Origin of the sequence: Methylomonas sp. AM2-LC (genome assembly GCF_039904985.1) — a bacterium.
In the GTDB taxonomy this organism is placed as follows: Bacteria; Pseudomonadota; Gammaproteobacteria; order Methylococcales; family Methylomonadaceae; genus Methylomonas.
This window is the reverse complement of sequence record NZ_CP157005.1, coordinates 1,868,449-1,890,446: the sequence shown is the minus strand read 5'-3', so window position 1 is coordinate 1,890,446 and position 21,998 is coordinate 1,868,449. Positions and strand designations below refer to the sequence as shown.

At 42.0% G+C, this 21,998-nt stretch carries 19 protein-coding genes; 5 read left to right on the top strand and 14 right to left on the bottom strand.

The genetic code is table 11. The features are described 5' to 3' along the window. Nucleotides 1–349 precede the first annotated feature (349 nt). Both ABH008_RS08565 and ABH008_RS08560 read right to left on the bottom strand, forming a co-directional pair. Nucleotides 350–655, bottom strand: a complete 306-nt coding sequence (locus ABH008_RS08565; RefSeq protein WP_347989433.1) for a hypothetical protein — start codon at nt 653–655, stop codon at nt 350–352. A 115-nt stretch (nt 656–770) separates the two neighbouring features. Next, entirely contained in the window at nt 771–2,699 is a 1,929-nt protein-coding gene (locus ABH008_RS08560; RefSeq protein WP_347989432.1) for an alpha amylase C-terminal domain-containing protein, read from the bottom strand. 750 nt (nt 2,700–3,449) lie between these two features. Here ABH008_RS08560 and ABH008_RS08555 point away from each other — a divergent pair. The 3 genes from ABH008_RS08555 to ABH008_RS08545 all read left to right on the top strand — a co-directional run bounded on the left by ABH008_RS08555 (nt 3,450) and on the right by ABH008_RS08545 (nt 7,677). Then, a complete protein-coding gene (locus ABH008_RS08555) occupies nt 3,450–5,573 on the top strand; it encodes a bifunctional (p)ppGpp synthetase/guanosine-3',5'-bis(diphosphate) 3'-pyrophosphohydrolase (RefSeq protein WP_347989431.1) in 2,124 nt (707 codons plus the stop codon). A 118-nt stretch (nt 5,574–5,691) separates the two neighbouring features. Further along, the gene (locus ABH008_RS08550) at nt 5,692–6,396 is read left to right on the top strand and encodes an MgtC/SapB family protein (RefSeq protein ID WP_347989430.1); all 705 of its coding nucleotides are present in this window, start codon (nt 5,692–5,694) and stop codon (nt 6,394–6,396) included. A gap of 69 nt (nt 6,397–6,465) precedes the next feature. Further along, a complete protein-coding gene (locus tag ABH008_RS08545; RefSeq protein WP_347989429.1) occupies nt 6,466–7,677 on the top strand; it encodes a DUF2252 domain-containing protein in 1,212 nt (403 codons plus the stop codon). 34 nt (nt 7,678–7,711) lie between these two features. Here the strand turns inward: ABH008_RS08545 and ABH008_RS08540 are convergent, their stop codons facing one another. Next, nucleotides 7,712–8,209: a TlpA disulfide reductase family protein gene (locus ABH008_RS08540; RefSeq protein ID WP_347989428.1), complete on the bottom strand. Its 498-nt coding sequence runs from the start codon at nt 8,207–8,209 to the stop codon at nt 7,712–7,714. A gap of 53 nt (nt 8,210–8,262) precedes the next feature. Continuing rightward, nucleotides 8,263–8,757 carry a YchJ family protein gene (locus ABH008_RS08535; RefSeq protein WP_347989427.1) on the bottom strand — a complete coding sequence of 165 codons (495 nt, stop codon included), beginning with the start codon at nt 8,755–8,757 and terminating at the stop codon, nt 8,263–8,265. A gap of 104 nt (nt 8,758–8,861) precedes the next feature. On the opposite strand from ABH008_RS08535, the gene ABH008_RS08530 reads away from it, so the two are divergent. Both ABH008_RS08530 and ABH008_RS08525 read left to right on the top strand, forming a co-directional pair. Further along, complete coding sequence (locus tag ABH008_RS08530; protein ID WP_347989426.1) at nt 8,862–10,097, top strand: dicarboxylate/amino acid:cation symporter; 1,236 nt, start codon at nt 8,862–8,864, stop codon at nt 10,095–10,097. 223 nt (nt 10,098–10,320) lie between these two features. After that, nucleotides 10,321–10,584, top strand: coding sequence for a hypothetical protein (locus ABH008_RS08525; protein WP_347989425.1), 264 nt, complete (start codon nt 10,321–10,323; stop codon nt 10,582–10,584). A gap of 270 nt (nt 10,585–10,854) precedes the next feature. Here ABH008_RS08525 and ABH008_RS08520 read toward each other — a convergent pair whose 3' ends face one another. The 10 genes from ABH008_RS08520 to ABH008_RS08475 all read right to left on the bottom strand — a co-directional run bounded on the left by ABH008_RS08520 (nt 10,855) and on the right by ABH008_RS08475 (nt 21,971). Then, nucleotides 10,855–11,847, bottom strand: coding sequence for a DUF2628 domain-containing protein (locus tag ABH008_RS08520; RefSeq protein WP_347989424.1), 993 nt, complete (start codon nt 11,845–11,847; stop codon nt 10,855–10,857). A gap of 45 nt (nt 11,848–11,892) precedes the next feature. Further along, nucleotides 11,893–12,270, bottom strand: coding sequence for a DUF805 domain-containing protein (locus ABH008_RS08515; RefSeq protein ID WP_347989423.1), 378 nt, complete (start codon nt 12,268–12,270; stop codon nt 11,893–11,895). A 1,051-nt stretch (nt 12,271–13,321) separates the two neighbouring features. After that, nucleotides 13,322–13,882 carry a hypothetical protein gene (locus ABH008_RS08510; protein WP_347989411.1) on the bottom strand — a complete coding sequence of 187 codons (561 nt, stop codon included), beginning with the start codon at nt 13,880–13,882 and terminating at the stop codon, nt 13,322–13,324. Nucleotides 13,883–13,918: 36 nt separating this feature from the next. Then, nucleotides 13,919–14,362, bottom strand: a complete 444-nt coding sequence (locus tag ABH008_RS08505) for a hypothetical protein (RefSeq protein WP_347989410.1) — start codon at nt 14,360–14,362, stop codon at nt 13,919–13,921. 125 nt (nt 14,363–14,487) lie between these two features. Continuing rightward, on the bottom strand, nt 14,488–15,333 hold the full coding sequence (locus ABH008_RS08500) for a hypothetical protein (protein WP_347989409.1): 846 nt from the start codon (nt 15,331–15,333) through the stop codon (nt 14,488–14,490). Between the two features lie 1,002 nt (nt 15,334–16,335). After that, a complete protein-coding gene (locus ABH008_RS08495; RefSeq protein WP_347989422.1) occupies nt 16,336–16,956 on the bottom strand; it encodes a class I SAM-dependent methyltransferase in 621 nt (206 codons plus the stop codon). 136 nt (nt 16,957–17,092) lie between these two features. Beyond that, nucleotides 17,093–17,557 (bottom strand): DUF2147 domain-containing protein, encoded by a 465-nt coding sequence (locus tag ABH008_RS08490; protein WP_347989421.1) that lies wholly within the window; start codon nt 17,555–17,557, stop codon nt 17,093–17,095. Between the two features lie 29 nt (nt 17,558–17,586). Then, the gene (locus ABH008_RS08485) at nt 17,587–18,825 is read right to left on the bottom strand and encodes a hypothetical protein (protein ID WP_347989420.1); all 1,239 of its coding nucleotides are present in this window, start codon (nt 18,823–18,825) and stop codon (nt 17,587–17,589) included. Between the two features lie 3 nt (nt 18,826–18,828). Continuing rightward, nucleotides 18,829–19,620, bottom strand: coding sequence for an outer membrane lipoprotein-sorting protein (locus ABH008_RS08480; protein WP_347989419.1), 792 nt, complete (start codon nt 19,618–19,620; stop codon nt 18,829–18,831). Beyond that, nucleotides 19,617–21,971 (bottom strand): MMPL family transporter, encoded by a 2,355-nt coding sequence (locus ABH008_RS08475; protein WP_347989418.1) that lies wholly within the window; start codon nt 21,969–21,971, stop codon nt 19,617–19,619. Before ABH008_RS08475 ends, ABH008_RS08480 begins: the two co-directional genes overlap by 4 nt. Nucleotides 21,972–21,998: the final 27 nt, after the last annotated feature.

Below are 21,998 nucleotides of genomic sequence, written 5' to 3'. Positions count from 1 at the left end.
AGCTAAATCCATGCCAAGATTGTTTTGGTTTAAATCAATAAGTTATGAGAATTTCTGTTACTTTTTGCTGCTATAGCGGCAGGTATGGCGCAAAATAGCAAAGATATCAGCAGAGGGTTAGTTTGCTTATTCTTTTTAGGCCTAAGAGTTCCAATTGGATTTTGAGTGCAGAAAACCGAAATACAAACAACTAAAACGTTGTTAAATAACGCTAGGTTCGAGCGATGGGGGGCAAATGTTGTAATGTTGAAACCGACCATTTCTTTCGTTTCGTGAGCCTAAAATTAAGATAATCGTTACCTCTATCTCCAGTTTTAAGTCATAAATACACTTTAAAGTCCATTTACTGTCAATCCGGCTTCCAAAACGCCTTGATTTCTGGATATTTAAAGGAAAGATAGTCCATAAATTCTTGGGAAATGAAGCTTGCCTGCCATAACTCTTTCCCATGATTGAAAACCATATGATATGGATTAACGAAATCGAGAATGAACGAAAAAGGTGTAAGATAATTGCCCTCTTGAATATAAGAGCTTTCTCGCTTGAGACGCTCCCAGTTTGGAATACGCTGCACTAACATGGATTCCTCGTTGGACAAATATAGCAGTTCCTTAAGTATATCTCTGCGTCTATGCCATTCTTTAACCTTTTCCATTAAGGGTTCATCCTCAAGAAATTCACTTTCTCGATGTTGGTTTATCTCGATTACTGTATACACTATGATAAATCGAACAAAGGATTTACTTTATACAATCTAAATTAGATTTCCACTAAGGCTGGTAAGCAAACACCAGCACTCCATTAGCCGGTATGACGATATTGGCTGAAGTTTGAAATCCATGTAATCCCTGCCCTTGCGCCGTAATAGCTCCACCGTTACCCGCGACAATCGGATTGACCCAATTATCGTAGACATCGCTATTAAACACTTCTTGCCAGACACCCCAGTGTGGAAAACCAATTTCATAGTGATAAAAAGTGCTATCGTTAAGACTAAGCACCACAATCACATCCTTACCTATGCCCTCTAGCCAGCGATGAAAAGCCAGTATGCGATTATCGTTATGCACATGAAACACTCTGATAGCATCACCACGTAAAGCAGGATGCAGCCAGCGCAGACGAATGGCATCCTGAGTAAAACGCAGATGATCTGTCATAGACACCTCGCCTGCATCCAAACCTTGCCAATAAATCAGATTTTGTCCGGCTGGATTATCACCCCATTGTTTATCTTCTAAAAACTCCTGCCCCATAAATAGTTGTGGTATGCCGGGTGCAGTCAATAACAAGGCGCTAGCCACGCGGCTGCGGCTGCGCGCATACCAGGAGCGATGATTGAAACCATCCGCCAGGGTGGGTATACGGTTATCACAACCGACTTTTACGATGTCATGGTTTTCCACGCAAGTTACCGCTTGCCAACCATGGGTAAAACCGGGCGGAAACAATTGTGCAGCTATGGCGTCCATATTGACCTGGGCGGCGGCTCCGTAGGCACATTGATTGATAGCACTGCGCACACTGCTACGTAAACCATCATGCTGGGTGACATCAAAACCTGCGCCTCCGCTGCTACTGGAACGGACTATATAGGGATTAACTGGCCAATATTCGGCATTTTGTATAAAACGTGGATTTATAAAACGTAAAGTAGAGGTTAAATCCTGACAAAAACTCCAGCCCGTACCAGCATTAAGATTGGATAGCACGCTGATTTCATCATATCTAAACCCATCAATATGAAATTCTGTTAGCCAATAGACCGCGTTGTTAATCAAAAATTGCCGAACATCGGTATTCCACAGCGCAAAAGATAAGCCCCCTGCCCAGCTTTGATCGGTAAAGTAGAGACTATCGTTATTATTGTAACCAGGGAGCCGATCCCAAAAATAGAGACTATGGTCATCACCCTCAAATCCACCGGCATGATTGTAGACGATATCGAATACCACCGCGATGCCATACAGATGACAGGTATCAATCATCGCTTTCAGCTGATTAGGTCCGGATATTAACTGTTGACTGGTTAGGGCGGGCGCATTTTTAGCACTCCGCAGTTGATTGATTAAAGGCAAATAGGTCGCTAAATCTGAGGCTGGCACTATATAGGGCGAATCGGGCGAAAAGTAATCGCAACCGTTATAGCCCAGCCCCGGATTAGTTTCACATTCATCCACAGGCAATGGTTGCAATACATTAATCCCTAAGGCATTTAGGTATTCCAGCTTTGATAACACATCCAGAAAGGTGGTGTATTTGCCAGTATTAGCTGATAGATAAGTGCCAATATGCAATTGGTAGACTATCATATTGGCGTAATCTGGCGTCTGAAATGCCTGATCCTGCCAGGGATAGGTTTGATCGCTACGGATAATGCAACTGCAGTTGGGAAATGGGTAGTCGGTTGCCAGTTCTCGGGCATAAGGATCGCGTTTATAGCCACTACTACCGCTACCGATCACATAAAAATTATAGAGATCGCCCTCTTTAGCACCCTGCATAAAACCCGTCCAATATCCACTTGCGTCTTTAACGAGTAGATTAGAGTCAGATTGGGTTGCTAGCGATTGTTGGTTAAAAACCCCATTTAAATAGACTTGCTGCGCGCGAGGCGCCCATACCCTAAATGTGGCACCCTCAGCGATGAGTGTAGCGCCCATGGGTGTTGCGGGATTAATATGATCTTGTGCCAGCATAAAATCACCTATCGAAATAACATCATTTAAGGTTGTTCGACATGACTAGCGGTTTTTAAAGCATCTTTTGGCATTCTAGAGAAAAATAGGCCGAAATTTTTACGCTTTGACAAAAACCTGTTACACACGAACGTTCGGCAAAACCCTAGCTATTTTAAACATAATCTCACGATTAAACTCTAACACTAAAACCCATACCTGTAAACATAATTATCCGATTTATAGCTTTAAAATCATAAACATGACATTTTTATTTAAACCCAGTATAGGTTTCTGGGTTGTTACGGCTATTTACAGCAGGCTAAGACAGGCTGGGCTTTCCAGGATAGACTATTTTTAGTTGTTTGATCTGAGCTGCTCAACGGGCGACTTTTCCAGCTTGCGGCTATTAATAAGTAATCCATTTATTCGCAACGCATAGGCTAGATTAAGCAAGCGGTTTCAAATTCTAGTCAGTATTAGGCTAAATAGTCAGGCAACGACAATGAACGCTATAGTCGCTTTAAATCAATAATTTAATTTGCATGCCTGTAAATACATGACGTTTTGCAGGATTGTTTCCACCCTAGCCTTGGTGTAGGATGTGCACTCTGCAAAGCTCCTTGAACCTTATAATCCACTCAACTACTTTACCTATTCGCTTGTATTACAAGAAATTTTATAATGCCAATATTAAGTACTGACCCTTTTTATCCCGCCATGAGGAGTTAAAACCGCAGGATTAGTTAATAGTTGTCCGGTTTACACTTAATGAATAACACCATTGCTCACATTCAATCATTATTCCCTGGATTTTCTCCGGAAGATTGTGCGCTTATCAATCAGGCTTTAACGTCAGTAGAAACCATAGCCGCTCAGTTACCTGCCTCGCCCGCCATGCAAAGGCCAAAAGGCATTGATGTTGCCACTGTATTGATGTCGGTGCATATTGATCTGGAATCTATCCTGACTGCCATACTCAGCGATCCGCGCGTGGTAGAACACATGACCGAAACTGTGGTCAGTACCCAATTTGGTCCAGCAGTATCGGCACTGCTAAAAGACGTGCATTGGTTAAATAAGGTGAATATCTACAGTCAGGATATGGCAAATCACCCCAATCAAACAGAAATATTGCGGCGTATGCTGTTGGCAATGACTCATGATGTGCGGGCGGTATTAATTAAATTGGCGTACCGTATCCAACGCTTGCGTAATTTGGAGCTTGAAGAGGCCGAAATTAGACTATTTATTGCTCAGGAAACACTGGATATCTACGCGCCTCTAGCCAATCGGCTGGGTATCCATCAATTCAAGTGGGAATTGGAAGATCTGGCTTTTCGCTATCTGGATCCTGACAGTTATTTTTCCATTGCCAAAGCCCTCAACGACAAGCGGGAACAGCGGGAAGCCAGTATAGAAAACTTTCTACTGACCTTGCGTGAAAAGCTGGCGAATGAAAACATTCAAGCCAAAGTTTATGGTCGACCTAAACACATCTTTAGCATAGGCACCAAAATGCGGCGCAAGCGCTTGGCTATTGATGAGCTTTATGATCTGCTGGCAGTGCGCGTTATCGTCGATGAAGCGGCTTTATGTTATACCGTATTGGGATTAGCACATAGTACATGGCAATATATTCCCAAAGAGTTTGATGATTATATTGCCAACCCCAAAGAAAATGGTTATCAATCTCTACATACGGTGGTGATTGACGATGTTGGTAACCGGATAGAAATTCAAATCCGTAGTAAAGCCATGCATGAGTTTGCTGAGCTTGGGGTAGCTGCCCACTGGCGTTACAAAGAAGGCAGAAAATTCAATCGCGCTACCGAAAAAAATATTGCTTCGTTACGGCAATTACTGGAAGACCGCGAAAACAACGATAATCTGATCGAAAACTTTCATACCGAATTATTTTCTGATCGTGTCTTTGTACTGACACCCGCCGGTAAACTGGTGGATTTGATTAAAGGCAGCACGCCGCTGGATTTTGCCTATGCCATTCATACGGAAATTGGTCACAGTTGTCGTGGTGCCAAAGTCAACGGTCAGATTAAACCGCTAAGTTATACGCTTAACTCCGGCGAACAAATAGAGATTATCACGCTTAAACATGGCAAGCCTAACCACAACTGGTTAGATCCAAACTTGGGTTACTTAAAAACCCCTCGCGCCATTGCCAAAGTAAAAAGTTGGTTTAAACAGCAAAAACACACAGAAAACATTTCGATAGGCAAGCAGTTACTGGACAAAGAAAGTCGGCGACTCGGCATTAAGCATGTGGATATGCCTGATTTGCTGAAACATTTTAAACAGCCCGATGGCGAACATTTGTATCAAGCCCTGGGCTGCGGTGACATCACCATCCGCCAATTAGCTGCGGCACTTAAAATTCCTGAACTGGAAACAGTACCGATAAGACGGGTCAATCTACAAAGCCCGGCAAAATCTGCTGTGATTGTGGCAGGGCTGGATAATGTGTTAACAACCTTGGCACACTGTTGTTTACCTGTAACTGGCGATAAAATTATTGCGTTTATCTCCCATAAACGCGGCATCACTATTCATCGTCAAAATTGCGAAAATATTTTGCAGTTACCCGCTGACCAGCAAACACAGTTAATTAGTGCCGAATGGAGCACTCATCAAACCATCCGGCATAATGTACCTATCATTATTTATGCCTTCAACGCTCACAACATTCTTAGCGATGTATCGCAACTATTAGCCGCAGCAAAAGTATATATCAGCGATGCTTCGTTAAAAACCCACGAAGATTTATCGGCCATTTTAAATTTGTCGATTGTGGTGGAAAATACCGAACAACTGAGTTTGGTACTGTCCCGCATCAATCAGTTACCAAATATTTTAGAAGTTAAACGAAAATCATAAGTGGGATATGTAACAATAAGCGTTTACAGTCTGTTTAACGAACTTTTTTAACCTTTTATTTTAGCTTATCATCAAAATGCCCCTTGTATCGACCAACATTCTGACAGCATACTGGACTATGCCACAGATTGAAGTAAATCTCATCATACTACTAAACATTCTGGGTTCCTTAGTGCTGGGTATGATAGTTGGGTACGAACGTTCCTATCATGGTCGGGCAGCTGGCATGCGTACTTATGGTCTGGTGTGCATGGCTTCCTCTGCCATTACTGTTATTGTGGGTTTCCCGCATTACTGGTTTGGCGGGCTATTAGCGTTACCAACCAGTGCAGATCCCACACGCGTTATTCAAGGTATTGTCACCGGTATCGGTTTTCTCGGTGCAGGCGTGATCATGAAGGAAGGTCTTAACATCAGCGGCCTGACAACAGCAGCCTCTATCTGGGCTTCTTCTGCCATTGGTATTTTATGTGGCTCCGGGTTTTATTTGGCGGCCATCATGTTAACTTTGATCAGTTCCGCCATTATGATTTGGGGTGGACAGCTGGAATCACTTCTGCCTTCGCGACATGCTCTGGCCATCAGTTTGTTTTTCCAGCCCGACTATGAACCGCAAATGCCGGAGATTCAAGCCCTATTTACCAATTTGGGTTTTACCTTAGGCGAAGGTAGCATTTCTATCATACACAACGCAGATCATGAAGAATGGCATCTGGTAATTTTTGCTGATGCCAAACAAAAGGTCACCGTGCAAGCAGTGGCAAGCGGTTTACAAAAATGCCAGTTTTTAAAAGCTTATCAGGTTGCGTTTGCACGTAACTAACCCCTCATCTGCCAACGGTAAAAACAATTGATACCGTCCGGAACATAATTAATGACTGTGGAGAGTATTATGCAAAATCCTAGCCTATGGGCACGAATAGAAGCCTTCAACAAGGGAAGAGATCCAGAGCGATTATTATTAAAGTATCAAGCCATGCAAAATGATATTTTTTCATTTTTGCGGGGTACCTGCCATTTATTTTATCAGGACTGGCCACAGGTTTCTGAATTGAACCAAGCGCCCTTGGCTTGGATTAGTGGCGATCAACATCTGGAAAATTTTGGCAGTTATAAAGGTGACAATCGCCTTAGCTATTTTGATCTCAACGACTTTGATGAAGCCATTCTGGCACCCTGTACTTGGGATTTGGCACGTTTTCTGTGTAGTCTACTGGTGGGTGCGCAAACACTGGGGGTTGAACAAGCACAAGCCTTAAAGCTGTGCGAAGCGTTCATGAGCAGCTATACGTATGAACTTACAGAATGCAAACCACGCTGGATTGAGCGTTCCACTGCCACCGGCATGATCCGTTATTTACTTAAAAATCTAAAGCGGCGTTCTCGCGTGGATTTATTGAACGAACGTACCACCATTCATCATGGCGAACGTCGTTTAAAACTGGATGGCATTAAAACTTTACCCATCAATGCCGAAGACAAACAACGAGTGATTGAATTAATTGATCGCTTTGCTGCACGTCAGGAAAAACCTGAGTTTTTCCATGTAGTGGATGTAGCACGCCGCATTGCAGGCGTGGGTAGTTTGGGTCTTGAACGTTATGTCATTATGATACAAGGCAAAGGAACAGATAATCATTATCTGCTCGATCTTAAATACCAACCCGGTTCAGCCTTATCCCCTTATGTCACCAATGCACAACCACTCTGGCAAAGTGAAGCAGAGCGCGTGGTTGCTCTGCAACATCGTAGCCAAGCTATATCCCCGGCTTTCCTGTCGGTCATCAATGAGGGAAAACGTTCCTATGTCCTTAGAGAACTAATGCCACAACAAGACCGGCTACATCTGCGACATTGGAACGGTAAATTTCAACGCTTGCAGAAAGTAGTCCAAATTATGGGTAAATTAGTCGCTTGGCAACATATTCGTACCGGTGGTTGGAAGGGCTCTGCCATTGCTGATGAATGGCAAAGTTTTGGACAAAAATCCGACTGGCAACAACCCTTGCTAGACTATGCATTATCCTATAGCAGACAAGTGCGTCTGGATTGGTTAAGTTTTAAAGAAGACTTTGGCTCTAATTTGCCGGGCGCTTCGGATTAAAGTGTAAAGGGTTATTGCAAAGAAAGCAGCCTCCTTAACCCAGGGCTAAAATGTGTTTTTGCAGTTCGGATAGAGCGACTAAGCCGGTTTTTTGAAATACCAGTTGGCCCAATTTATCAAATAAAAACAGACTGGGGGTGAATTGGACATTACCAAAAGCGGTACCAAGCTCACCCTGAGGATCTAGAGCAACTTTATAAGGTATGTGCTTTTCCTGCGCAACATTCAGCACCTGATTGGGGGGATCATAAGACATAGCCACGGCAATAATGGTTAATTCCTGACTTTTAAATTGCTGATGCAATTGAATGAAATCTGGAATTTCCTGTATACAACTATGGCAATCGCTAGCCCAAAATGTAACCAGCACCGGTTTGCCTTTTAATTCTGAAAGGGCAATAGTTTCTCCTGTGATGGTTTTAAATACTACACCAGGAGCAATAGAGACAGAGGAGCCAGTTTGCCAGAAAGCACCTAACACCACCAGCAAGGACACCAGCAGAAGAATAATAATTTTATTATAGTTTTTCATTATGTGATGGTTGTGGGGAGAAGTAATCTTTTGCCATCAACCAGACTGATGGATTAAGCACCGCAGCAACGCTTGAATTTTTTACCACTTCCACACCCACACATAGCATTGCGGCCCGTATCAATATGTGCATTCAACTTACCGGCTGCCTTGATAAGCCCATCCACATATAACCAACGTCCAGCCAGTTTTTCAAAGCGGCTAATTTCGTGCAGATAACAGGCTTCGGCATCTTGCAGATAAAAGGCTTTAAACTCTACTATACCTTTTGTGTCGCCCTGCCCGCCTTTTTTACAGCTTACAATCTGCAAGCTTTGCCATTCTGCGGTTTCTTTGGAAAAATCAATCTTGGCTGGTCGCTTGGCAACCACCCAACTTGCCAGCAAGTATTCCCCATCACGGCGCGTATAGGCGCTAAAACGAGAACGCATGAGCGCTTCGGCAGTTGGTGCCAGCGCCTCACCCCGGTGATAAGGTGCGCAGCATTGGCTATAATTCAAACCCGTACCACATAGGCACAGCATATTTTCAGAGGTAAGTGTCAGCATAGGCTGTTATTTTACCCAAGTTAGGCCCTAAAAAGCGAATCAAGATGTCAGAGCAGTATTTAGCAGTGCGGCTATGTTAAACTCACAGACAGGAGGTTGTTATAGTGCAAATTTCACTGAATACACAAATATTAATGGGTGCCTTATCCGGTGTAGGCTTAGGAATACTATTTATGCAACTCGGCCCAGAGGCTGAATTAAGCAAACAAGGCTTATATATCTGCGGACTGGTCGGCACCTTATTTATTGATATGTTAAAAATGGTGCTGGCACCCCTGGTATTTACCTCCATCGTGGTGGGAGTTTGCAATCTGCGTCTGCATAGTCAGATGCATAAAGTGTGGGTAACTACGCTGGCGTTTTTCACACTTTCCATGGCTATTGCCATTGCCTTGGGTCTAGGTGCATCGAATCTGTTCGAACCTGGCAAAGGTGTGCATCTGGATTTGTTTAACCATGCCAACCAGAACTTTAGCGCTAAACAATTGACATTTCCAGAGTTTATCGCCGAATTTATGCACGGTTTATTTCTGAATCCCTTCGCAGCCTTGGTGCAAGGAAATGTGTTAGCCATTGTAGTTTTCGCGTTAATGCTGGGAGTTGCCATTGTCACAGGTGGTGAACGTTATCGCAATATACAAATGCTCATGCAGGAAGGCCTGGAATTGATGCTACGTATGGTAGGCTGGATTATGCGTTTGTCACCCTACGGCATCATGGCTTTATTAGCAAAATTGTTGGCTACGCAAAGTTTGACACTACTAACCAGTTTGATTAAATTTATTGCGGTGATATTAGGTACCACCTTATTACATGGGTTTGTACTGCTACCTTTATTATTGTTTTTATTCACCGCCATTTCACCACTACGTTTTTTTAAAGGCGCTCGCGAAGCCTTGCTTACAGCTTTTGCTACCAGCTCCAGCTCAGCCACCCTGCCAGTCACCTTACGTTGCACCGAACAACATTTGCATGTCTCTCCCAGTATTGCTGGCTTTGTTATACCATTGGGCGCAACCGTCAATATGGATGGCACAGCGCTTTACGAAGCTTCTGCGGCACTATTTGTGGCTAATCTGGCCGGCATAGACCTGAACTTAACACAACAGTTAATTGTATTTTTCACCACCATGATAGCTGCAATAGGCGCTCCCGGTATTCCCAGTGCCGGTATGGTGACCATGATTATGGTATTACAATCCGTAGGGCTTCCCACCGAAGCGATAGCCATTCTATTACCGATAGACAGAATTTTGGATACAGTACGTACCATGGTCAATGTTGAGGGCGATATGATAGGTAGCTTGGTCGTGCAAAAATGGGTGGAAGAACGAGATTAATTCCCCTCAGTCTCAGGAAAAGCCATTTTTCAACGTTAAACTGCACTTATGCAGCGCTGTTTATGCTGGATTTTTGCTGTATGGTTAACAAAACCGGATTTCAGTCATGCATTTTTTTAGCTTAAACAAAATTATGCGACTTACTGCCAGTTTTATATCGTTAATTATTTTATCTTAACCCCGAACTAATCAATTAGAAATTAGCATCGAGGTGACAAAAACCATGGTAGATTTTGATAGAATTTATTTTAACGAAAAAATCCGTTCTGGTTTGCAAGAATGGTTCTTTGTCAGTCGGGAAGGCTTAATGGGGCCATATGCAAGTTTTGAAGATGCAGTTTTGAATATGCAGGAATTTATCAAAGCTAAATTACAAACACGAAATAGTGGCGGACGAAGTTTTGGTAAATTAGATTTGCTTGGCGAAGATGAACTGCCTTTTATTTTCGCCAAGAAAATATCGTCCCCCCAAAATAAACGATTTTAAAATAGACTTGGTCACCGACCAGCTTTTTCACCTATTTGTATTTTAGGATTACCAATGAAAACCGCCTCTGTTTTTTAAAACGTACCGTTTCATGCAGAACAGGGTTGGATGTGCCAACCAGCGGGCGGCGCATCACTTGAAAGTTAAGCTATCATCATGATCGAATATCATAGCTACATCAATAAACAGCTGGGGTAACATTATCCCGCCTTATATTGATGGTATATAAAACGAATGATGCGCCGCCCAATGGTTGGCACATCCACGGAACTAAAGTTGAGCTCCTGCAATACTGAAACATCTTGATAACACGCCAAAAAATAAAAGCGTCATTACTAAAGGCAAAATAAAATGAGATCTACCACCTATTTTACAAAGCCAAACTACTTGTTCTGTCCTGTCGAGTGAAATGGATTTTATTTTTGAAATTTTAGATTGGCAATGGCGGTAATATACCGATTCAGAATATAATGTAGGTATTATAAATGTTAAAATAATTAATAAAATTTGCCAATGGAATATGCCTGAAATTATTAGCGAAACCACATAAAGAATTCCGTATTGTAGTGCTTCAAACCACATCTTCCGATATATCAGCCAATAAAAAGTGAAAAAGAATGCAGCCCAATTCCAAGTCACCCACGTTTTTTCTGAGTGATAAAAGCTTGAAAAAAGGCTTAAATAATAATTTTGATTTTTTGGACCAATAATAGCTTCATATAATTCAAAATCTTCACCTAGATTACCCCCTTTAAACTTTTGCTCCCCCTTATCTAGATTAACGCCATTAAACATTTCCTGCTCAATTGACTCATAGCCACGTGTTTTATAACTTTCTATTTCCGACTGGTATTCATTCCGAACCCGACTTATTTTATTTTGTTTTATTTGCGATGGGCATTCCTTATTATAGTTATCCAAATGTGTCAGAATAATTATAGATGGAATAAGGTATATAATTGGAAGTATATTTTCTAGCATCACAAATAGCGAAGGCATTAAGCTCAAACAAAGGACTAAAGCACAGATATTCGGTAAATCTTTATGAAATTTTTTATTGTGAGCCCAATAGACACCCATTATTTGCAACATTATTAGGGCTATCATAGCTAGGATAATGCAATATACCAAGAGTGAGTCTGTATATTGATACGGCAGTCTTGCACCAGAAAAATCTATAATTAATGCTGCAGTTAATATAAAAGAAAGTGTACTTGTAACAGTTACAATTAGGAAACGGAGAATAACTGTTTTAAGATACATTAAAATCTCAGAAATCAAATTTTAAAATGAGCGGATTACTACTCTTTAATCCCATGTGGAGACAAAACTAGCGTCCACCCTACTTGGTTGACCATATTTATTTTCATTTGGCTGACTCTTAAAGCATAGAAACACCAGACTGACTATTGGGAAAATAAACCACCATCCATTTTTGCCAATATCATGCATTCTTCTAACTCCAACGGCAATACTTGGAATAAATACCGCAAGCGCATAAATATTATTTAAGGTATTTCCAAGACTACTTATACTCATCCCAGAAAATCCTTCGATAACTGCAGATACAAAGCCAATAGTAAAAGCAATGATACAATTAAAGAATAAGAATATCCAATATTCTTTTCGCGTGGCTCTACCGCTAAATACCGCATAACTTTTTAAAGCATTAACATAATAATTCAAATGAAATTCCCTATTTAAATTCTTTTAAGATTAAAGTTTTCCTGATTACCCATAAGCTTCAGAAAATTCAATTTTTAGTCATCGAAGCCGTCATTTCGGCATGGACCGCCGAAATCCAGAGAGGGTTGAATGGAAATGAAACCCAGCTTCGAAGCTTTCCATACTTGGAGTTATGGTCTACCCACTTAAGCCGGGACAGCTTGAGGTTAAGCCTGACATGGTGTCCCGCTTTAAGTGGGTAGCTGGCTTACGCATACCCACTACACCCCCAGCTGGTATAACCGTTTAGCTGAAACTTGTGGGTAATCAGGAAAGTTTTAGCATAACCTGTTTAATTATAAAGATTTGTGTGTAGTGCCGTAGATACTCTCTTAAGAATCGTAACAAGACGATCATGACTCCACCAAACCAAGAATTATCCAAAAATCACATACCAACCATTTGATTGAATTCAATAATAGAGGTCGTCGGGCTTTATGCCAACCTCATTTTGCAAATAGCCTTTTTTTTAACCCCATTTAACCCCGCTTTATCCTCGTATAGGTGATGAAATTACCCTATTATGAGAATAATGGGTATTTTTGTGAGAATTACTCATTTTTAAACTAGGAGTTGGCTATGAAAAATCGACTTTTTATAGGTGCATTTTTGCTTAAATATTCCCATAATATGATAAATAAGTTGACAATACGATACATTATGCAAAAACAAGGTGATGGTTATCACAAAGAGCAAATCAGAAGTGGGGGTCATACACCAACTCTCACAACAAGAGAGGGTTGGAAGCCTCAGCTCGACTGTGTGCATAGAAACCTAGCCGAGAATTCCATTCTCAATCCAGTCACCAATCCTGGCTGGTAAGATTATGCAGGCATGATTGACGGCTTTAGAGGTTGACGAATTCGCACTAACGACCCTAAACTGACATTCGAAGCTTTGAGTTCAGTGTCTGCAGGCATCCAATTAGCTGCCATTCAACACAGAGCTAACCGGGCGCGCGCCGGAAAACTGAAAAAACCCATATTGTAACCACGATCAGGTGAGCACCGTGTTAGGCATATACTGGTATTGGGTCTTGCGGATTTTGATTCTGCCCACCTTGCAACTGTTCATATATTTCACGCACTATGATTAACATTCTTTCAAATATTTCATATAGAGGAACATCTGGGTCAAGAATATCAGCTAATTCCTTACTTCGCTCAGTTGCCAAGCGAAGAGCGCACCCTAATGGTTCTTTGTTATCGGAGCAAATTGCCACTGCGGCAGCATCATCAATAAAGCCACATAGTCTTTCATAGATAGATCTAAATTTTTTTTCATAGCTGCTAATTTTGGCTTTTGTTAAAAAACTATACCAGTCTAATTCTTCATGTAATTGATTCAATGACTTTCCAACATCAATACCAGATGAAAAAAACTCCGAATTTATTTCTTGTAGTTCATCGTTAAAATCACGGCATAGGATGATAGCCGATTTCTTTAAATCCAAAATCATGTCATATAGCCGACATTCATGCCCTTGTCGCTCGGTTTGCTTAACTAATTCAGCAAATTTTCCTGCAAGACCTATAGCGGAGCTTGTGGTTCCTAATAAAACTCCTATGTCCATTTCATCACCTATTTTAATGTTAAGTGTAAGTGCAGATTATTCGCCATGTTTGGAGGCGGATGGAGCTGGTTTTAGATCGGTTTTTTCTTGTTCTTTACCTGGAAAAGTGGATGTCGGAAACTTAGATATAATTCCTTTCTGAAAATTAGAAAGTTCCGCGCTAATAGTTTGAGGATCCGTTTTTTCAACTCTTACTTTTCGTTGCATTTCTTCGAGTTCGATTACCCATTGATCATGGTATTTATACCGCTCTGAAAAGTGGAATGTACTTTCAACCGTTATTGCTAGTGCAGGAATCGCAGCAAGAAAAGCGATAAGCCATTTATTTGCATTCAAAGTAGCCAAAAATGCCGAAATAGCACTAGCTAAAATAGATGCCCAAAGCAAAATTTGAAGGATACTAAAATCGCGGGATGACCACATGCGGTGTTCCGATAGCTTTTCAGTAATTTCTTTCAGCAAAAATTCCTCTGGTGACATCTGATTCTCCAGTTGATGAGTAAACAAACATAACCTGCCGATGAGCGGCGCCGGAGTGCGAAGCGCTGAGGCGTCCGCTCCATTGGCTGGTTTGGGCATTATAGCGATGCATTGGCAATACGTTCTCATTGAGTGTGTTGCGTTGCTCTACCGAGAGTGCTCTGAGATACCGACAGATTCGCTCCCACTACTGGAGAACTGGTCGCTGTTTCACCATCTGCTGATTTGTTAAGGAGTTTCGCCACAGCTTGGCCTATCGGCGCTAGGACGACTAGTGGTGCATATAGGAGACCGCCAAGCTGTATTGAGGTCCCGATGACAACCTCAGCGTTTTGCTTCGAAGTGCTCAGAGTGTGCCGCAATACGCGCACGATGACCGACTCGGTTTTTCTGTTTCCACGACTCCATGTGTCTCGGGTGACATCCATGCTTATGCGCCGGACATACTGAGCTGCCGCCTCGCGAATTTCAGACAGGGAGGCTTCCTTTTGACTCGAGCATTCGACGATTTCCCAAAAGCATCTCGCCTCGTCCGTTTCTCGTATCGACATAATGAGCGAAGGCGTCAGTTCTGCGAGAGTCTTTTCGTCAATCGCGTCAAGGGTTAGCGCTACTTCATCCAGTTCTTGGTCGTCTGGTTTGGCTCCCATTAATTGCACATTTCCAAGAACTAAATCTAGCTCTCCAGCTAGTTCGCTTGGTATTATAGGTTGGTACCCTAGCAAAGTTGTCTCGGCGCGAATAAGGAGGGCCCTCATAGATGGCACCAGCGCCGGTGATAGCCTCTTTATAACAGTATCGACGGACTGATTGCGATTACGGGGCAAATCTGCAACGTAGTCATATATGGTCTTGTCGTCGACCGTCGCATGCTCAGGATCGAAATTTATAATCCCCAAAATTGGCGTGTTTTCTCTTAGAAAATGGTACGCGACATCAAACTCTCCGTAGTCCTTACCCAGTCTGTTCATACAGGACTGCGATACCGCATAAGCGTCACAGTATTCCGTAAATAATGGGTCTCGCTTTGTCGACTCCGGAAAAAGACGCACCACTGCTGACTCAATACTGGCGAGCCGATTGTCCACATCATCATGCTTGAATCGGTTATCGAGCTTTGGGTGAAATAGCCCTAGACGTTTGTAGAAGTCTCGCAATTCTGGTAGCGACATGAATCGACCATCTTTGAATCTCTCGAAATGTGCGACCTCTAGAAGGCTTTTGTCACAGAGGTCCTTGAAATCAGGATGGTCGGAGTAGGCTCGCAAGAAATTGGGGGAGTTCACGACCATGTGGTCGGCTAAGACGAGTTTTCGGTGGAACAACGCAGAATGCTTTAGGCGCGCTATGTAGGATTGTAGTTGCGACCTCTCATTTGCGAGTGCGGCGTTTCGATGTGCTAGCCCGAAGTATCCGTGCATGTTTTTTTCCCGTTCTTAGAGGTTTCCGCAATACGTAGACGCTTGGAATGAGGCCCAACGGTATTAGTAGTTTCTGTTTATTTACCACGAAACTTGTGTTATGACAATAAATTTGTGATCAGCAAGACCGGTTTAACACTACCAATACCAGAAAACCCTCCACCTTTGCCTGTCGATGAGTCACTGAAATTAACCGGAGCCAATTGAGTGGCGGTTTACCACCAACTGCAAGCCGTTATTCGAACAAAACTTGGCAAGCATACCGTGCCCAGTCGGACGATCAAAGAAGCGAAAAGTCCGTTGGATTTTTGAAGCAAAGTCATCGGCGGCAATGTGCCTGTTTGCAGTCATTCCTCAATGATTATTCTGTGGCGGATTATGGCCGAAATTGCTCTTTCATGCACGATAGATCAAAACTGCTCTAATCAATTATAAGACTTGACAGGTCTTGAGACGAATTGCTGTAAACATTAACTTAAATACGCAAAAGTCGGGCTTTGATCCATAAAAGTGGGGTTAAACAGGTATCTAAATGCTTATTGAAAGAAGCCATTAATTTTCTATTTTGGTATCTTGTTTAATGGCAGTAATCGCCAACCAAGGTTGCTCGTGTAATGGCTTACCAGGGGGGCGGTAGTAAAAGTCCTGTATTGTAAAACCAGCCTGTGTCAGAAATTGTTGACTACTATCAATTTGCATATAATGCCCGTACCTTAGGCCTGACCATCCTTCGCCATTGCCACGCGGATTAGACATAAACAAAACACCGTTGGCACGCAATGTCGTGTGTAATTCCTTTAAAACTCGAGGTAATTCTTGGCTGGGAACATGAAACAAAGAGGCATTCGCAAAAATGCCATCAAAGTGATTGGCTGGCAAGTTCAAGCTCAAAAATGATTGCTGTAAAATTTGACAACCTGTATGAGCACGAGCCATTGCGCAAAATATCTCGCTACCATCCAAGCCTATCGGTCTGTGGCCCAAAGACTTAAAATAAGCAACATCTCTGCCTGGCCCACAACCAAAATCTAGAATATCCAAACATTGATGTTTGGGAAATAGATTTAAAAACGCCGCATAGTTCTGATCAACATCGTGCTCTCTGGTACCCTGCCAATACGCTTCAGCGTGTTGGTTATAATGACTTAAGGTCATAGTTTCGATGTCTGCCAAGGAGGCACTTCTGGGTTCCATAATAACTTGATGAATTAAAAAAAGAACACTTAAACTCGGCTTAAAAAACTTAGGTTTAATTCTAAGTTCTAACCCTGCTAAACATAATACATTAATATTTTGATGAAAATGCACATTATTCTAATTTATCACTATAGCGTTGCCATATCTGGGTACGACCAAATAATTCGATGCCAACATAGCCACGCACGTTTAAACTGGTACCGTCTTCTGAGAGCATAAGTTTCGCTCTGTAAATTTCACCATTATCCGGGTCTAGAATTTGGCCGCCATCCCAAATATTACCACTGCCTGTCAATCCCCACAGTAAACGTAAGCCTAGCAAGGGTTTATCTTTAAATTCGCCCGGACAAAGATTACATAAAGCGTCTGTATTTAAAGTTTTACCGGGTTTTGGAAAGCCTTTTACTATGACACCTTGTAAAATATTGTTATTAGTTTCAATTCGCACTACTGAATTAAGTCGATTATCTTTCTCGTCAATTTGCGCCCACAAGCCATTGATATCGGCTGCCAGTATTTGGCCATTACCGAATATCACACTCAATATAAAAAGAAATTTATAATTTATATATTTCACTGCTATTTGCCTGTTTATGCATAATTGCTTTAAAAAAAACGGATTAAGCGTATCTGCACGTAATCATCTTTACTCATGCCGGTAAGAATACTAGTGTTAGGAATATTCTTAAATAATCTGGATTCAATTTCTACTTTCCAGTTATCCCAAAGCCGACGACTTGCTTCAAAACTCAGCAAAGTTGCTTGTGTATTTAATTGAATAGAGGTTCCAAACAAAAATTGCGTATTTTGCGTATCATTTAAGGTTAATCGCGTCCCTACGAATATATTGTTATCCTGATAGGTTGGCGGTGCGGTAGGATTTAATGCGGTTGGGGATGATTTATCACGTCCATCATACTGATATTCCATCAACCACCCCAGATCAGCGCTACTGGCAAGCACACCATATTGTGTATATTCAAAGCCTGAAACCAGTGCCGCAAAACGATGTCCCTGACCACTGCGTGTCATGGCTTCAAGTTTAAATAACCAGTTACCGACTGCACCTTGCACATCCAAACTGCTCTGGTCTATCAGATCATAAACAGGTGATAATGTGGGGGCACCTATGGGTATGCTATTATTTAATAGCGGAACATGCACTGCAAAACGGGGTTCTCTACCAAGTCCGTAAAAATTTGACACCCCAACATCCCAATCACCAAAAGTTTTACTCCAGCGAATTGCCGAATCAGGATGCCAGCGACTCACACCATGAAACTCTGGAGTGTTAACATCTACGGGTAGGTTAAATCTTAACCGGCCATTGGCAGCCGGAAATGTGCGCTCCCGAAAATACGGTAAATAAAATAGGCTAAAGTTTCCGTAATCACTGGGTACATCCAAGTTCAGCATAGGTTGCCCAAGCTTTTCTTCACTATCGAGATTCTCGACAAAATCGGTTTGGTTAACAATATCTACCAAATGCCGAGATTCGGTAACACCCCAAAATACCTTACCCACACCGGCTTTTACTGTAAAACGGTCTTCCTTATGCAGCCAGTTAAATTCGCGTACATCCCAATGGCTCCTGTTAGTATCCAGACTATCATAGCGGGCAAATGGAATCGCGGTAAATCGATCCCGGCCAGCGCTCCACTCCTGTCTGAATTCTGGTTGTAACATCAGAGAGGGATCAGCAAAACTGCTATTCTGCGTAGCAGCCGCTGCCGGCTCGGTAAAAAAGCGCGTATCTAAACCAGCAAAGCCGGACCATTCAGCAGCCTGACTATTGCTGACTGGCAAACACAGGACAATAGCAAAAATGATCGCCTGTTTTGACATGATCTACTGAACGTTTTTAAGTGCGTTTTCGGCGAAATCGCTGTCTTTAAAACCATTACGAAATTGATACTGATTACGGGCCATCACTGTACTTTTACCTGTTTGATGATTAACCATTTCTAGTTTGCTGGCACGCCAATATTGATTAAGATACTGATGATAATCGCTAAATGACAAGGTTTTTAATAAATCACCCTTACGATCATAGTAATCAATTTTTCGGGGTTGATACATAGCTTTGTCTACCCATTCAATTTGTTTTGAATAACCAGAATATTCATATGCGGGTGTATTTTCCACTACAAAACAATCCTGCCCATCTAATACCTCATCACGAAGATAACGATAGGTATATTTGTTAATTTCCCAAGAAGCGATATCTTCAAATGCAAACTCGCTACCGACAAATGGACCTGATTTATTTACAGAAGAAATACGTTTTACGCGTTTTAAAACAGGCAAATACAGCCATTGATCATCGGGTTGTAAACCGTGCGAAAAGGTTAATACCGCAGTACCCTGCACATCGGCAGGTTTATGAAATAAACCTAACTCTTTATCACCATCATCTTTTACTTCCAGGGTTTTAATCGAAAACTCCCGAATACTTTCTTCGCCTTGTTCATTGCGCAGTGTAAAAATCGATTCGTAAGCACTGTCACCAAACCCCGAATCACGCCGATCTGTTTCTCGAGCGATAGCCATACCCTTCTCTTCTGGTGTTTCATCCGCATGGCTACAAACTGCAGAAAAAGTTAAACTGGTGAATAACGCGATATACACATATTTTTTCATGAGCATTTTCCTGCTTCAGTAGATTTTTTAAAGACGTTATTTATGCGAACCAATAGGCCTTCGTAAAGTAAAAGGATGGGTGGTAACAACAGGAATTCGGCAAACAATCCGAGTGCAAAAATAATGGAGGTTAACAACCCCATTTCATAATTGATTTTGAAACTGGAAAAGGTAAATAAAGAAAAACCCATTATCAGTACTGCCGAGGTAACCCACAAGGCTCCTCCCACATTAGAAAAGGCATAATGCAACGCTAACTCTGGATCCATGTTTTTTTCTTGGCGCGCATACTGATATTTACCCAGAAAATGCACGGTATCGTCAACCAGAATACCTAGCGTCATGGCCGCTACTACAGAAGAGGCTAATCCTACTTGACCCACCATCAACCCCCACAGCCCAAAGGCCATGCCTGCCGGAACCAAGTTTGGGATAAGACTTAGTAAACCTAAACCCAACGACCGTAACACAAAGATCAAAATGATCGATATTAAAGTGGTGGATAAGAGTTCGCCGCTAATCATACTGATAGTGTTACGTTGACCAATATGCGAAAACAACAACGTGGCACCCGTGCCATCTGTGTTTTTTATCAGGGGTGCATTGGCTTTTAACCAAGCCTGAGCGCGGGCTTCCAGGTCTATACTTTGCTGACTGGAGAGACTGGGCAAAGTTACAGTCACCCGTGTTGCCGATTTGCTGACGTTAACTCTGTCATTTATATCCAGACCATACGGTAACGACATTTCGAACATCAGTAGATATTGTGCGGCCATTTCACGACTATCTGGTAAGCGAAACCAGGCGGGATCGTCACCATGCATATTCTGATTTAATTTCTTTAAAATATCGTTAAGCGCATAGACATGAATGGTTTCTGGCTGTTGCCGATACCAGTTCACAAATGCCTCTACCTGATTATAGAACGCAGGTTCATTGATACCGCCCTGAGTACCTTGCTCTAACGAGTATTCGATATTGTATATTCCAGTTAAATGGGTAGTAGTGTAGTCAGTATCCTGTCTAAATTCGACCGATTCATCAAAGTATTTAACATATTCATCATCCAGAGTATTCAATGGGATACAGGCCAATAGTGCCAAAGTAATCACTGATAAAACCGCTAACTGTTTGCCGGGATGCCTAATCATAAAATTTACCATCCTATGAACCGCTTTGCCACTCCAGCTGCCAGCATTTTCTTCGTTTTCTATTCGCCCTTTATTGGCGGGTAAAAGTAACATTAAAGCTGGTAAAAAAGTAATGGTTAAAAAATAGGCAGCGACAACACCCATGGCAGTAATATTCCCCAAATCGCGAAACGGGGGTGCATCACTAAAATTCATAGACAAAAAACCTATCGCGGTGGTCAGATTGGTAAAGAATATGGCCTTAAAATTATTGATCATACTATTTTGAATGGCTGAACGTTTATCCTGACCTTTAGCCAAACCGCTATAATAGCTGGTTAAAATATGCACTGTATCTGCGACAGCCAGAGTCAACATAATAGTCGGTGCGGGTATGCTGGATGGTGAAAAAGCAATGCCCAGCCAACCTGCAAGCCCTACCGCAATGACGATGGATAAAGTCATCATCAGCAAAGCAGCAGTCATACCTAGAAACGATTTCAGAAACCACCATAAGGCTAAGGCAATTATGACTAGCATTGCCGGCGTCAGCGTCTTCATATCTAATTCGGAACTTTCCGAAAAAGCGGTATCCAGCATTATCGCCCCAGTCAACCGAATTTCAATTTCTGGGTGCGTTTGCTTTAATTCGCTGACCAAATTCCTTACATAGGTTGCAATAGCTAACGTTTCCGCATCCTGGTTCTCATTGGTACGCTTTACCACCACATTGATACCCGTAACTTTCGCATCAGGGGAGATTAGACGCTTTACTAATAAGGGCTCATGTAAAGTCAAATATTTAAGGTGCTGAATTTGCACTGCATTCAACTGTTCAGCATGACTTATTAAATCAGCTACTTTTAATTCATCGCCCTCAGCAGAACTGTTTTGGAAATTAGTGATTGAGTCCACCCTTGTTGAATAGGGAGTTTGCCAAAGTTTTTTGGTTAACTGCTCTATGATAGCCAGATTTTGGGCAGTAAATACATCACCGTTATTTGGGGTTAATACCAATAGCACATTGTCATCACGTACATAGGTTTTTTGTAAGGTTTCAAACGCAATCAATTGCGGATTATCATTACTGAAAAACATTCGATAATCACTTTTAAAATGTACAAATGCGATACCGTAACCAGATGCTATGGTTAACATCAGGGTTAAGACGATAACCTGCCAGGGATTGCTAAGTAGCAATTCCGAATATTTGCGTACCATTGATTTATTCTCTTTGCTTTGTTATTA

What these genes read in the sequence shown, in the direction of transcription:
- ABH008_RS08475 (WP_347989418.1), bottom strand. Translation starts at nt 21,971, where the DNA reads ATGGTACGCAAATATTCGGAATTGCTACTTAGCAATCCCTGGCAGGTT.
- ABH008_RS08540 (WP_347989428.1), bottom strand. Translation starts at nt 8,209, where the DNA reads ATGAAAAACTATAATAAAATTATTATTCTTCTGCTGGTGTCCTTGCTG.
- ABH008_RS08525 (WP_347989425.1), top strand. Translation starts at nt 10,321, where the DNA reads ATGGTAGATTTTGATAGAATTTATTTTAACGAAAAAATCCGTTCTGGT.
- ABH008_RS08480 (WP_347989419.1), bottom strand. Translation starts at nt 19,620, where the DNA reads ATGAAAAAATATGTGTATATCGCGTTATTCACCAGTTTAACTTTTTCT.
- ABH008_RS08485 (WP_347989420.1), bottom strand. Translation starts at nt 18,825, where the DNA reads ATGTCAAAACAGGCGATCATTTTTGCTATTGTCCTGTGTTTGCCAGTC.
- ABH008_RS08560 (WP_347989432.1), bottom strand. Translation starts at nt 2,699, where the DNA reads ATGCTGGCACAAGATCATATTAATCCCGCAACACCCATGGGCGCTACA.
- ABH008_RS08555 (WP_347989431.1), top strand. Translation starts at nt 3,450, where the DNA reads ATGAATAACACCATTGCTCACATTCAATCATTATTCCCTGGATTTTCT.
- ABH008_RS08510 (WP_347989411.1), bottom strand. Translation starts at nt 13,882, where the DNA reads ATGGACATAGGAGTTTTATTAGGAACCACAAGCTCCGCTATAGGTCTT.
- ABH008_RS08535 (WP_347989427.1), bottom strand. Translation starts at nt 8,757, where the DNA reads ATGCTGACACTTACCTCTGAAAATATGCTGTGCCTATGTGGTACGGGT.
- ABH008_RS08565 (WP_347989433.1), bottom strand. Translation starts at nt 655, where the DNA reads ATGGAAAAGGTTAAAGAATGGCATAGACGCAGAGATATACTTAAGGAA.
- ABH008_RS08545 (WP_347989429.1), top strand. Translation starts at nt 6,466, where the DNA reads ATGCAAAATCCTAGCCTATGGGCACGAATAGAAGCCTTCAACAAGGGA.
- ABH008_RS08520 (WP_347989424.1), bottom strand. Translation starts at nt 11,847, where the DNA reads ATGTATCTTAAAACAGTTATTCTCCGTTTCCTAATTGTAACTGTTACA.
- ABH008_RS08550 (WP_347989430.1), top strand. Translation starts at nt 5,692, where the DNA reads ATGCCACAGATTGAAGTAAATCTCATCATACTACTAAACATTCTGGGT.
- ABH008_RS08500 (WP_347989409.1), bottom strand. Translation starts at nt 15,333, where the DNA reads ATGAACAGACTGGGTAAGGACTACGGAGAGTTTGATGTCGCGTACCAT.
- ABH008_RS08505 (WP_347989410.1), bottom strand. Translation starts at nt 14,362, where the DNA reads ATGTCACCAGAGGAATTTTTGCTGAAAGAAATTACTGAAAAGCTATCG.